The following is a 13,189-nucleotide window of genomic DNA, read 5'->3' as shown; positions in this document are numbered from 1 at the left end:
CGCAGCGGGCCGTTGGCGGGAACATTCCGCCGACCATGGGTCGGCGCTACAGATTCAAAGGCCGCCATGGACCTGTCGAAGGTGGGGCGGGGTGGGTTGGCGGGGGCGTTGAGTGCCATGGATGGCACGAAACGAGGCACGCAGGACGCAGTTTTTGCCGTCCCCCGCCAACCCACCCCGCCCCACCTACACGCAGCCCTGCAGACGTTGCTCTTGCTGTTGCTGTTGCTCTTGTTCGTGCTCGAAAACGCAGGTGCCGGGCCGCAGGCCCGGCAACACCACAAAAACTCACCCCGCGCAGCGGGCGCAGAGTCCGTGCACTTCCAGCGTCTGCGCCTGCGGCTGGAAACCCAGCTCCTTGGCGCGCTTTTCCAACTGGCTGACGATCTCGCGGTCTTCCAGTTCCACCGCGCTGTGGCAGCTGTTGCAGATCAGGAACGGCACCGAATGTGCGGCACTGCTGGGGTGATGGCAGGCCACGAACGCGTTCACCGATTCCAGCTTGTGCACGAATCCATTGGCCATCAGGAAATCCAGCGCGCGGTAGACCGTGGGCGGCGCATCGGCCCCCACGCCCTTGCCGCTGCGTACCCACTCCAGCAGCTCATACGCCTTGACCGGCTTGCCGGCCTCGGCGATCAGACGCAGCACGTTGGCCCGGATCGGGGTCAGCCGCAGTCCACGCTCGCGGCAGACACGCTCGACCACCCCGACGAAATCCGTTGCGTCATGGACGTGGTGGTGCGGGGCCGTACAGGCGTGCTTGGCGGACATGCGGGTTCTCCGGTTCGGGGCGGGATCAGGCCGCTGCTATCTTGGTGATGGCAACATCGATGCGTTTCAAGGCCTCATCGCGTCCAGCAAGGTACACCGTCTGCGAAATATCCGGGCTCACCTGCGTGCCGGTGATGGCCACGCGCAGCGGCTGCGCGACCTTGCCCATGCCGATCTCCAGCGCCGCGGCCGCATCGTGCAGCGCCACCCCCACGCTCTCGGCAGTCCACTCCGGCAGGGCCGCCAGCAGCTCACGCGCCTTGCCCAGCGGGACGTCCGCGCCCGCCTTGAGGTGCTTGGCCACGGCAGCGTCGTCGTAGGTAGTCAACGGCTGGTACCAGACCACGGCCTTCTCGGCCATTTCCTTCAGGGTGTGCACCCGCTCGCGCAACGCGATCACGACATCCTCCGCCGACGGACCTGCGTTCAGGTCCACGCCCAGCTTTTCCAGCTGATAGACCAGTGCCGGCGCGATCGACGCAGGCGCTTCGGTCTTCAGGAAGTGCTGGTTGACCCAACCCAGCTTGGCCATGTCCAGCCGCGCCGCCTTGGAATTGCAGTTGGTCACATCGAACAGGTCGATCAGCTCCTGGCGGCTGAAGATCTCCTGGTCACCGTGCGACCAGCCCAGACGGGCGAGATAGCTCAGCAGCGCTTCGGGCAGATAGCCGGCATCCTTGTACTGCATCACATCGGCCGCGCCGGTGCGCTTGGACAGCTTGGCCCCCTGCTCGTCCAGGATCATCGGCATATGGCCGAACTTCGGCACCGGTGCCCCGATGCCTTCGTACAGGTTGATCTGCCGCGGGGTGTTGTTGATGTGGTCATCGCCACGGATGACCTCGGTGATGCCCATGTCCCAGTCGTCCACCACGACGGCAAAGTTGTAGGTCGGGTAACCGTCCGGACGGAAGATCACCATGTCGTCCAGCTCACTGTTGGCGATCTCGATCGGGCCCTTGATCAGATCGTCGAACACCACCGTGCCTTCAAGCGGGTTCTTGAAACGGATCACCCGGTTCGGATCCTCGCGGTAGGCCAGGCCCTGCTCACGCGCCGCGCCGTTGTAGCGGGGCTTCTCCTGCTTGGCCATGGCGGCTTCGCGCATCGCGTCGAGCTCGTCTTTGGTCTCGTAGGCGTAGTACGCCTTGCCGTCAGCCACCAGCTGCTCGGCCACTTCCTTGTAACGCGCCACGCGCTGGGTCTGGTAGATCGGACCCTCGTCATAGCCCAGGCCCAGCCACTCCATCGCCTCCAGGATCGCGTCGATGGCGCCCTGGGTACTGCGCTCGCGGTCGGTATCTTCGATACGCAGCACGAACTCGCCGCCACGGTGGCGGGCCTCCAGCCAGCAGTACAACGCGGTGCGGGCACCACCGATGTGCAGGTAGCCGGTGGGACTGGGGGCAAAGCGGGTGCGGCAGGTCATGGGACGCTCGGAGCAACGGTTGTCCCCCGATTTTACCAAAAGGGGACGGAGGGGATTAAGTCGCAATCCACCCGCCCCCTTCTGTTCATCAATTCAAGCCAGATACGACTTAATCCCCTCCGTCCCCTTTTAGGGTCTTGCGCGGGAACAGGTCGTCGCGGGTGGCGGCGTTGTACACGAACGAGGCGACGATGGCGGCGGCCTGCTTGAGGTCTTCCGGCTCGGCGTGGTCCCAGGTATCTAGGTGGCTGTGGTGGACGTTGCTGAAGTAATCCAGCTTGTCCTGGATGAACTGGAAGCCCGGCAGGCCGACGCGGTCGAAGCTGATGTGGTCGGTGGAGCCGGTGTTGCGGCTGGCCACCGTGGTGGCGCCTACGTCGTTGAAGGGCTTCAGCCAGGCTTCGAACACCGGCATCGCGGCCAGGTTTTCCTGCGCGTAGATGCCGCGGAAGCGGCCGGAGCCGTTGTCCATGTTGAAGTAGACGGAGAACTTGTCGTAGTCGCGTCGCTTGAGCAGCGCACCGGTGGGCTCGCGCAATGAGGCCGGCAGCGCTTTCTGCGCCGGATCGGTGGGCTCCGGGAACTGCGCGAAATGCTTGGCCACGTACGCCTGCGAGCCGATCAACCCCTGCTCTTCGCCACTCCACAGCGCAACCCGGATCGTGCGCTTCGGCTTGGCGCCGACCGCTTTGAGGATGCGCATCGCCTCCATCATCACCGCCACGCCGGCGGCATTGTCCGCTGCGCCCGTGCCGGTATGCCACGAGTCCATGTGCGCACCCAGCATCACCACTTCGTCGGCCTTGCTGCTGCCGCGTAGCTCGGCCAGCGTGTTGTAGCCGGGCTGGTTGGCTGCATCGGTGAAGCGCGCTGCCACGTCCACGCGCAGCTTCACCGCCTGCTTGTTGGCCAGCGCCCGCACCAACGGATTGAAGTGCTCGGAAATCATCGCCAGCTCGGGGATGCCGGCCGACTCACCGGCCCTGCGCGAACCGCCGCCGGCGACGCGGATGATGCCGTTGTCCCAGCCGCTGATGCTGATCGCCGCCAATGCGCCCTCTTCCACGAAGAAGGCATTGGTGGCCTTGGCCAGCGCCTGCCGCTCGCTGTACTCCTTGACCCGCTTCTCCTTCTCGGCCGCTGCATTCTTCGGCAGGGTGAACTCCTGCAGGCCCTCCAGCGAGGTCGCATCATGGCGATGCGAGTCCGGTTCGGTGCCACGCTTGTACTCGCGTGCCTCGCCCAGCAGCAGGATCTTGCCGCGCAGCGTGCCTTTGTATTTTTCCAGGTCCGCCAGCTTCTTGATGTCCACCTGGACCAGCTCGCCTTCCACCGGTCCGTTGGTACCCGGCGTCCATGCCTTGGGCAGTGCATGCAGCGGCTGCACGCGCTCACCCAGCATCTCCACGCGGGCGGAGGTGAACTCCCAGCCACGGCCGAAATCATCGAAGGCTTCGTCATGCACGTTGCTCAGCCCCCATTCGCTGAACTTGCCGCGCGTCCACGCGTTGGCCTGCGCCATCGCCGGTGAGTTGGTCAGCCGCGGGCCAATGGACTCGGTGAGGTGGCTGAAGGTATCCATCACCTGCGAGCGATGGAATGCCTCCTGGCGGATCTTGCTGACCATGTCCAGGTCGACCGGCTCTGCGCGCTGCGCCATCGCCGGATTGCTCACGGCCAGCGCAACGGCCAGCACTCCCCACTTCAACATCGGCTTCCCCCGGCTCACACCATCATTGGTCAACCGTCGAGTGTAGAGGCGACCTCGCCAGGTCGCAGATGCCTAAGGTCACGCAAAGAAGCAGGGCCACATTCCGATCCGGAATGTGGCCCTGCCAGGGTGATGCAGGAGGCCGGCTTCAGCGCACGCCGCTGCGCCCGTCACCGTCCGCAGGCAGGGCCGGCGGCCCGCCCATCCCCAGTGCATACCAGTCGACCCGGCGGGTCACCCACATCACCAGCGCCAGGATGCCGAACAGCAACAGCGAACCCATCAGCAGTGCATTGTTTTCCGACACCAGCAGGCCATACAGCGCGCCGTACAGCACCGTCAGCATCAGCGCGAAGCCTGCCCCCCGCTTCCAGTGCCCCAGCACGTTGGCCAGGTACACCGCCTGCAGCCCGATACACGCCAGCGCGGAAACCAGATACGCCTGCCAGAAGGCGATGTGCTCGGACAGGCTGATCAGCAGCAGGAAGAAGATCGCCAGCGCCAAGCCCACCATCAGGTACTGCAGCGGATGGATGCGCAGCTGTCGGATCAGTTCGAACAACAGGAAGCCGACGAAGGTCAGCAGGACGAACAGCACGCCGTACTTGGATGCGCGGTCGGCCTGGGTGTACACGTCCACCGGGTCCACCAGCGATACCTCCACCGACTGCGCCGAGGAATCGCCAGCACGCAGCTGGCGCTGTGCATCCGAGGCCAGCGACGAGACCGCCCAGCGGGCCTCGAAGCCCTGCGCATCGACGCGGCGCTCGTTGGGGAGGAACGCACCGGCAAACGAGGGATGTGGCCAGGTGGAGCGCAGGGCGATCTGGTTGTCATCGCCCACCGGCACCACGGCCAGCGAGCGGCTGCCATCGACCTGCAGCTCCAGCTCCACGCGGCTGGCCGCCAGCAGGCCACCGGCGGGATCGCTGAAACCGGTGACCTCGGCCTGCAGTCCGCGACCCAGCTCATCGGCCACGCCCACGCCGGGCTGCAGGCGCAGCGGCGCACCGTTGACCCGCAGATTCGGCGTGCCGACCAGTCCGCGCACGTCGCTCAGCCCGACCGCCAGATACGGCGTGCCGTACGTGCGGCCGGTCTTGACCGGGTAGTCATCGGCGGGGAATGCAGCCGTGATCTTGCCCTGCCAGCTGTACACCGGCACCTTGAACAACCCGACCGAGCGCTGGTCCGGCAGCATTCGGCCATCCACGGTCAGCTGCTGCGGCATCTGCAGCCAATGCCCCTGCGTGGTCTGCACTTCGGTGGTGGTCTTGCCTGCCTTGTCGACGACCGCGACCGTGGTGCGCTCGATCCAGGGCACCACGCGCACCGGCCCGACCAGTTGCTGCGTACCCGCACGGCTTTCGGCCACGCGACGGAAGGCTTCTTCGCGGTACTCGCTACGGTCGGTGATGACGCTGCGGATCATCATCAGCGGAACCAGCAGCAGCAGGATCAGCCCGCCGACAATGGCGAAGCGCAGGAACAGATGCAGGGATTTCATGGTCCATCCTCGTTGGAGAGGACTGCAGGATGGACAGCGCCGGTGTGCGCAGTTTGAAGTGAATGTGAAGTGGAGCGACCCGCGGCGCACGGCCGTCGCGGTCATGCCGCCGTGGAAACGCGGCGATGGCAATGCGGCGGTGGCAATGACGCCGTGGAAACGCCGCACGGTGTCGGGCCGCCGTGGTAGAGCTGCCGTGGTAGAGCCGACCTGGTAGAGCCGACCTGGTAGAGCCGACTTCAGTCGGCTGCCGTTTGCGGGCAAGCACAACGCAGCCGACTGAAGTCGGCTCTACCAGAACGGCATCATCCCACCAGCCAGAGCGGCATCACCCCGCCAGGCAAAGCAGCATCATCCCACCAGCCAGAGCGGCATCACCCCACCAGCCAGAGCGGCATCAATCCGCCCGCCAAAGCGGCATAACCCGCCACCCAGAGCTGCATCAACCCGGCAGCCACAACGTGGCCACCGTACCTCCGCCGTCGCGGTCCTCCACCCGCACCCGGCCACCATGCAACCGGGCCACTTCGTGCACGAACGGCAGCCCCAGACCGGAGCTGCGCCGCCCCGTGGCAGGCCGTGGCAGCGAATAGAACCGTTCGAAGATCCGCTCGCGTGCGTAGTCCGGTACGCCCTCCCCGTGATCCACTACCTGCAGCGCCACGCCATCGCCCTCCGCCAGCGCACGCAGGTGCACCCTGCCGCCCACGGGCGAAAAGTCGATCGCGTTGTCCAGCAGGTTGTGCAGCGCCTGGCGCAGCAGGTATCCGTCACCGCGCACCGTCAGCGCAACAGACGCGTCGATATCCAGGCTGACCTGCGCCGCCTGCGCGCGCAGCTGCAGAGCCTGGGACACGCCGTCCAGCAACACCGATGCCGGCAGCACTTCGCGCGTCTGCAGCCATCCGTGCTGCTCCACTTCGGCCAGCGCCAGCAGTTTGTCGATCGTCTCGGTCAGCCGTTGCTGCTGGTCGACGATGCTGCGCGCGAACCGTGCCCGATCCTCCTCGGCCATGGGCTCCTGCAGCAACTCGGCCGCGCCACGGATCGCCGCCAACGGGCTCTTCATTTCGTGGGTCAGCGACTGCACGTAGTGCTCCACGTACGCCTTCCCCTCCAGCTTGCGCCGCATGGTCTCCAGCGCCTGGCCCAGGTCGCCGATCTCATCGCGCCGCGGGCGCGGCGGCGGCACCGGTTCGCCCGCACTCACTGCCTGAGCGTAGCGATTCAAGCGCCGCACGCCGGTCATCAGCCATGCTGTCATCAGGATGCCGATCAGCGCCGACAGCCCGATCAGCCACGCGCCGCGCAGCATGATCTGGCGCTGGCTGGCGGCAATGAAGGGGTCGATGCTGCGATTGGGCTGCGACAGCGACAGCACCCCGATCAGCCTGTGCCCATCGGCCGGGTCGTACACCGGTGCCGCCACGTGCATCACGGTGTGGGTGGGATCGCCGGGCACTTCGGGGCTGGACCGCGCACCGTACTCACCGCGCAACGTGCGATGGACATCATTCCAGCGGGAGTTGTCACGCCCCACGTCGCGCCCCAGCGAGTCATACACCACGATGCCCTTGGCATCGGTAATGGTCACCTGGTAATCCAGCGCGCGCTTGGGGAAGCGCCACACCATCGCCTTCGGGTCGCGGCGCTGGGCCCGTGCCAGACTGGCAGTGAAACCGCCCCCGGCCAGCGTCCCCGCCTTCAGCTCCGGTGCCGCCATCTCGGCCAGCACGTTGGCCGCATCCACCAGCGTGGATTCCATGGCCTGCCGCACACCCGGCTTCACTTCATCCACGAATATCCGCATCACGAAGAAGGCCGCCAGGCCCACGATCAGGAAGAATCCCAGGAACAGCTTCAGCCCCAGCCGCATGCTCAGACCTCCAGCGCGTAGCCGAGGCCACGATGGGTGCGGATCGGATCGTCCTGCGCCCCCGCCGCCCGCAGCTTCGCGCGCAACGTCTTGATATGCGTGTCGACGGTGCGGTCCGCACTGTCACTGGTAGCGTCCCAACCGCGGTCCATCAACTGGTTGCGGCTGAGGATGGCCCCGGGCCGCTGCAGCAACGCCGCCAGCAGTGCGTACTCATAGCGGGTCAGGTCGAGCACCCGCCCTGCGTAATGGATGCGGTGGCTCTCCGGGTCGATCCGGAACGCACCGTGCTGCTGCCCCTTCTCGTCAGCTACCACCGTCGTGGCGACCGACGCACTGCGGCGCAGGCGCGCACGCACCCGCGCCACCAGTTCGCGTGGTGAAAACGGCTTGGTCACGTAGTCGTCGGCGCCCAGCTCCAACCCCAGCACCCGGTCGATCTCCTCGCTGCGCGCGGTCAGGAAAATCACCGGCACCTGCCCTGCCGGACCGGGCAGCGCGCGCAGCCGGCGGCATACCTCGAAGCCGCCCAGGTCGGGCAGGCCGACATCCAGCATCACCAGGTCCACGCGGTGTGCCTGCAGGTGCTGCAGGGCCTGCCCGCCGAGCAGGCAGTGGGTCGCCGCGTAGCCTTCGCTGCGCAGCGCATACAGCACGGTTTCGGCAATGGCGGTCTCGTCTTCGACCACCAGTACGTGGGCAGCAGCTTCTGTCATGGCGGCAGCATAGCCGCTGCGCCTGCCTACCCGTACACTGCGCCCCATGAACTACCGCCACGCCTTCCATGCCGGCAACCATGCCGATGTCCTCAAGCACATCGTGCTGCTCGCCCTGATCGACAGCTTCAAGCGCAAGGACAGCCCGTTCTTCGTGCTCGACACCCATGCCGGCCGCGGCCGCTACCTGATGGCCAGCGAAGAGGGCCGCAAGACCCTGGAGGCCGAAGAGGGGGTGATGCGCCTGATGTCCCAGCCCAAGCTGCCCGAGGTGGTCGAGCGCTACCTGAAGGCGGTGCAGGCCGATAATCCGGTCGGCGCGATGATCAACTACCCGGGCTCGCCGCTGCTGGCCGCCCAGGCGCTGCGTCCGCAGGACCGTCTTGCGGCCTGCGAACTGCAGCCCGAAGAAGCCGCTGCCCTGCGGAAGGTGTTCGCCAACGATGCGCGGGTCGGCGTCTACGAAGGCGACGGTTACGAAAAAGTGCGGGCCCTGGTGCCGCCGAAGGCCAACGGGGCCAAGATCGGCCGCGGTCTGGTGTTGATCGATCCGCCTTACGAAGGGCAGGACGCTGAGTACATCCGCATCCTGGCCACGTTGAAGGAAACCTACGAGCGTTGGCCACAGGCCACCTGCGCGGTCTGGTTCCCGATCAAGCAGCGCCGCACCATCCTCCACTTCCTGCGCAAGGCGACCGCGCTGCCGTTCAAGTCCGCCCTGACCATCGAGCTGCTGGTGCGCCCGGACGAATCGCCGTTGCGCCTCAACGGCAGCGGCATGCTGATCCTCAATGCCCCCTTCCAGTTCGACCGGGTGGTCGGCCCGGCCCTGCCGGCGCTGAAGCAGCACCTCGGTGAAACGGGTGCCAGCACCCGCATCGATTGGTTGAAGACCGCCGAATAGGCCCCTGTGACGCCGTGCATCGCCGTGAACCATTCGTTCACGGTGTGCGGCCATGGGAATGCCACAATCGCTGGACCACCAAGGAACAACCCGGTATGGCCACTCGCAACCGCATGCCGCCCTGGCACGAGATCTTCAAGGCCCCCAGCGGCCACGAACTGCTGATCCGTCCGATCCGGCCAGAAGACGGCCCGCCGCTGCAGGCTGCCTTCAGCCTGTTCGGCCCGGAGGAAATCCGTGACCGCTTCCTGCAGGCGGTCACCGAGCTTTCGCCGGAGACCACCCAGCGGCTCACCCACCCCAATCCGAAGACCGAAATCACGCTGGTCGCGGCCGAATCGCTGCCGGCCGGTGAAGCCGTGGTCGGCGCGGTAGCCCGCGCCTCGATCATCCAGGGCACCCGTGAAGCCGAGTACGCGATCCTGATCAGCCGCTTCCTGATCGGCCAGGGGCTTGGCCGGCAGTTGATGCGCAAACTGGTGAAGTGGGCGCGCGGCAAGTACCTGGATCGCCTGTATGGCGATGTCGCCGAAGAGAACGAGCCGATGAAGCAGCTGGCCGACTCGCTGGGCTTCAAGCCGGTGCCGCACCCGCAGGGCACGCCCGGCCTGGTGCGGATGGTGCTGGAACTGGATAACTGAGGCGCGTGCGCCGGGCGCTGCCCGGCGATCCATCCCGGGCCACCGCGCGCGCCGGGCATGGCGCGACGCCGCGTTCGGGCTTGTTGCAGCGTTGTCCCGGTCTGCACAACGGCCTCTGATAGAATCGGCGGCCAATGTCGCGCTCTCCTTATCCCATTCCGCCGCTGCCCCGTCCCGGCCAGCTCCGCGCCTGGTGGCGCGCTCCCAGCTCCGCCACGGCGCTCGCGTGGTACCTCGCCCGTGCGGCGCAGGCACACGACGGCCCGCTGCTGGTCGTCGCTCCGGACAACCACGGTGCCAACCAGATCGAAGCCGATCTGCACACCCTGCTCGGTGCCGACGACAGCTTGCCTGTGGTGGCGTTCCCGGACTGGGAGACGCTGCCCTATGATCGTTTCAGCCCGCATCCGGACATCATTTCCCAGCGCCTTTCCGCACTGCATCGCCTGCCCGGCCTGAAGCGCGGCCTGGTGGTGGTACCCGTGCAGACGCTGATGCAGCATCTGGCACCGAAGCAGTACGTGATCGGCGGCAGCTTCGATCTGCAGGTTGGCCAGCGACTGGACCTTGATGCGGAAAAACGCCGTCTGGAAAGTGCCGGCTACCGCAATGTGCCGCAGGTGATGGACCCGGGCGATTTCGCCGTGCGCGGTGGCCTGCTGGATGTCTATCCGATGGGAGCCCGCGAGCCGCTGCGGGTGGAACTGCTGGATGAAGACATCGACACCATCCGTGCCTTCGACCCGGAGACGCAGCGTTCGCTGGACAAGGTCCAGGCCGTGCACATGCTGCCCGGGCGCGAAGTGCCGATGGACGATGCCAGCATCTCGCGGGTGATGGACGCGCTGCGCGAGCGCTTCGACGTGGATACCCGTCGCAGCTCGCTGTACCAGGATCTCAAGTCCCGCTTGGCACCGGCGGGCATCGAGTATTACCTGCCGCTGTTCTTCGACCGCACCGCCACGCTGTTCGATTACTTTTCCGCCGACGTGCTGCCGGTCATGGCACCGGGCGTGGGCGAGGCGGCCGCTGCGTTCTGGGCACAGACCAGCCAGCGCTACGAACAGCGCCGGCATGACGTCGAACGCCCGCTGCTGCCGCCGGACCAGCTGTATCTGTCGCCGGATCTGCTGCGCGAGAAGCTCAACGACCTGCCACGGGTTGAAGTATGGCCGCCCGAACACGCACGCATCGAGCAGGCCCAGCCACTGGGCGATACCAAGCTTCCGCCACTTCCGGTGGCCGCACGTGATGCAACGGCGGGCCAGGCACTGGCCTCGTTCGTCAAGGAATACCCGGGCCGCATCCTGATCGCCGCCGATACGGCAGGCCGACGGGAAGCCCTGCTGGAAGTGCTGCAGGCCGCTTCATTGAAGCCGCCCGTCGTGGTCGACCTGCCCTCGTTCCTTGCCGGCAGCGAGCGCTTCGCTATCACCGTTGCACCGTTGGAAGACGGCTTCGCGCTGGACGAGCCGCGCATCGCGGTGCTGACCGAACGCCAGCTGTTCCCGGAGCGTGCAGGCCAGCAGCGCCGCTCGCGCCGCGCCGGTCGCGAGCCCGAAGCGATCATCCGCGACCTTGGCGAGCTGACCGAAGGTGCACCGATCGTCCACGAAGACCACGGCGTAGGTCGCTACCGCGGCTTGATCGCAATGGATGTGGGCGGAATGCCCGGCGAGTTCCTCGAGATCGAGTACGCGAAGGGGGATCGGCTGTATGTGCCGGTCGCCCAACTGCACCTGATCAGTCGCTACTCCGGCGCATCGGCCGATACCGCGCCGTTGCATTCGCTGGGTGGCGAACAGTGGACCAAAGCCAAGCGCAAGGCCGCGGAGAAGGTGCGCGACGTCGCCGCCGAACTACTGGAAATCCAGGCACGCCGTCGCGCGCGTGCAGGCCTGGCGCTGGACGTGGACCGTTCCATGTATGAGCCCTTCGCGGCCGGCTTTCCGTTCGAAGAGACTCCCGACCAGCTGGCCGCCATCGACGCCACCCTGCGGGATCTCGCCAGCAGCCAACCGATGGACCGCGTGGTCTGCGGTGACGTGGGCTTCGGCAAGACCGAAGTGGCCGTGCGTGCTGCCTTCGCTGCGGCCAGCGCCGGCAAGCAGGTCGCGGTACTGGTGCCGACCACGCTGCTGGCAGAACAGCATTACCGCAACTTCCGCGACCGCTTCGCCGACTATCCGATGAAGGTGGAAGTGCTGTCGCGCTTCAAATCCACCAAAGAGATCAAGGCGGAACTGGAAAAGGTCGCCGAGGGCACCATCGACGTGATCATTGGCACGCACCGGCTGCTGCAGCCGGATGTGAAGTTCAAGGATCTTGGCCTCGTGGTGGTCGATGAAGAACAGCGTTTCGGTGTGCGGCAGAAGGAAGCGTTGAAAGCGATGCGCGCCAACGTGCATCTGCTGACCCTGACGGCCACGCCGATCCCGCGCACGCTCAACATGGCCATGGCCGGCCTGCGCGACCTGTCGATCATTGCCACGCCGCCGCCGAACCGGCTGGCGGTGCAGACCTTCATCACCCAATGGGACGACGCGCTGCTGCGCGAAGCCTTCCAGCGCGAGCTGGCGCGCGGCGGGCAGCTTTATTTCCTGCACAACGACGTGGAGAGCATCGGCCGCATGCAGCGCGAGCTGTCCGAGCTGGTGCCGGAGGCGCGCATCGGCATTGCCCACGGGCAGATGCCGGAGCGCGAGCTGGAACGGGTGATGCTGGAATTCCAGAAGCAGCGCTTCAATGTGCTGCTGTCGACCACGATCATCGAATCGGGCATCGACATCCCCAACGCGAACACCATCATCATCAACCGGGCAGACCGCTTCGGGCTGGCGCAGCTGCACCAGCTGCGTGGCCGCGTCGGTCGTTCGCACCACCGCGCGTACGCCTATCTCGTCGTGCCGGACCGCCGTTCGATCACACCCGACGCGGAAAAGCGGCTCGATGCCATCGCCTCGATGGATGAGCTGGGCGCCGGCTTCACCCTGGCGACCCACGATCTGGAGATCCGTGGTGCCGGCGAGCTGCTGGGCGAAGACCAGAGCGGCCAGATGGCTGAAGTGGGCTTCAGCCTGTACACCGAGCTGCTGGAACGCGCCGTGCGCAGCATCCGGCTGGGCAAGCTGCCCGATCTGGATGCGGGGCAGGAAGTCCGCGGCGCCGAGGTGGAACTGCATGTGCCGTCCCTGATTCCGAATGACTACCTGCCCGACGTGCATACGCGCCTGACCCTGTACAAGCGCATTTCCAGCGCGCGTGACAGTGCATCGCTGCGCGAACTGCAGGTGGAGATGATCGACCGCTTCGGCCTGTTGCCGGATCTGGCCAAGCATATGTTCGCCATTGCCGAGCTGAAACTGCAGGCCAACGAACTGGGCATCCGCAAGCTCGATCTGGGCGAGGCCGGCGGTCGCATCGTCTTCGAAGCCAAACCGAACATCGATCCGATGTCCGTGATCCAGCTGATCCAGAAGCAGTCCAATCTGTACAGCATGGATGGTCCGGACAAGCTGCGGATCAAGCATCCGTTACCGTTGCCGGAAGACCGCTTCAACGCAGCGCGCGCGCTGCTGACCACGCTGGCCCCGGGCTGACGTCAGTTGGCTGCCGCTGCGCTCGCCGACCG

General features: G+C 66.2%; 9 protein-coding genes. 3 read left to right on the top strand and 6 right to left on the bottom strand.

Annotated features, from left to right (window positions below; genetic code table 11):
• Window positions 1-288: 288 nt before the first annotated feature.
• The 6 genes from IFT58_RS12110 to creB all read right to left on the bottom strand — a co-directional run bounded on the left by IFT58_RS12110 (window position 289) and on the right by creB (window position 8,013).
• The gene (locus tag IFT58_RS12110; RefSeq protein WP_188326583.1) at window positions 289-774 is read right to left on the bottom strand and encodes a Fur family transcriptional regulator; all 486 of its coding nucleotides are present in this window, start codon (window positions 772-774) and stop codon (window positions 289-291) included.
• Window positions 775-799: 25 nt separating this feature from the next.
• Window positions 800-2,203, bottom strand: a complete 1,404-nt coding sequence (gltX, locus tag IFT58_RS12105) for a glutamate--tRNA ligase (protein ID WP_192095181.1) — start codon at window positions 2,201-2,203, stop codon at window positions 800-802.
• Window positions 2,204-2,312: 109 nt separating this feature from the next.
• Complete coding sequence (locus tag IFT58_RS12100; RefSeq protein WP_192095179.1) at window positions 2,313-3,914, bottom strand: M20/M25/M40 family metallo-hydrolase; 1,602 nt, start codon at window positions 3,912-3,914, stop codon at window positions 2,313-2,315.
• Between the two features lie 148 nt (window positions 3,915-4,062).
• Complete coding sequence (gene creD, locus IFT58_RS12095; RefSeq protein ID WP_192095177.1) at window positions 4,063-5,421, bottom strand: cell envelope integrity protein CreD; 1,359 nt, start codon at window positions 5,419-5,421, stop codon at window positions 4,063-4,065.
• 442 nt (window positions 5,422-5,863) lie between these two features.
• Window positions 5,864-7,297: a two-component system sensor histidine kinase CreC gene (gene creC / locus IFT58_RS12090; RefSeq protein ID WP_192081748.1), complete on the bottom strand. Its 1,434-nt coding sequence runs from the start codon at window positions 7,295-7,297 to the stop codon at window positions 5,864-5,866.
• A gap of 2 nt (window positions 7,298-7,299) precedes the next feature.
• The gene (creB, locus tag IFT58_RS12085; RefSeq protein WP_192095175.1) at window positions 7,300-8,013 is read right to left on the bottom strand and encodes a two-component system response regulator CreB; all 714 of its coding nucleotides are present in this window, start codon (window positions 8,011-8,013) and stop codon (window positions 7,300-7,302) included.
• A 46-nt stretch (window positions 8,014-8,059) separates the two neighbouring features.
• On the opposite strand from creB, the gene rlmJ reads away from it, so the two are divergent.
• The 3 genes from rlmJ to mfd all read left to right on the top strand — a co-directional run bounded on the left by rlmJ (window position 8,060) and on the right by mfd (window position 13,157).
• Entirely contained in the window at window positions 8,060-8,917 is an 858-nt protein-coding gene (gene rlmJ / locus IFT58_RS12080; RefSeq protein ID WP_192081746.1) for a 23S rRNA (adenine(2030)-N(6))-methyltransferase RlmJ, read from the top strand.
• A gap of 95 nt (window positions 8,918-9,012) precedes the next feature.
• Window positions 9,013-9,558 (top strand): GNAT family N-acetyltransferase, encoded by a 546-nt coding sequence (locus tag IFT58_RS12075; RefSeq protein WP_101098371.1) that lies wholly within the window; start codon window positions 9,013-9,015, stop codon window positions 9,556-9,558.
• Between the two features lie 134 nt (window positions 9,559-9,692).
• Window positions 9,693-13,157, top strand: a complete 3,465-nt coding sequence (gene mfd, locus IFT58_RS12070; RefSeq protein WP_192095173.1) for a transcription-repair coupling factor — start codon at window positions 9,693-9,695, stop codon at window positions 13,155-13,157.
• Window positions 13,158-13,189 lie beyond the last annotated feature (32 nt).

The sequence above is a fragment of the Stenotrophomonas sp. CFBP 13718 genome, assembly GCF_014842145.1.
GTDB lineage: Bacteria > Pseudomonadota > Gammaproteobacteria > Xanthomonadales > Xanthomonadaceae > Stenotrophomonas.
The sequence above is the reverse complement of the archived record's forward strand: the minus strand, read 5'-3'. Positions and strand labels throughout refer to the sequence as shown.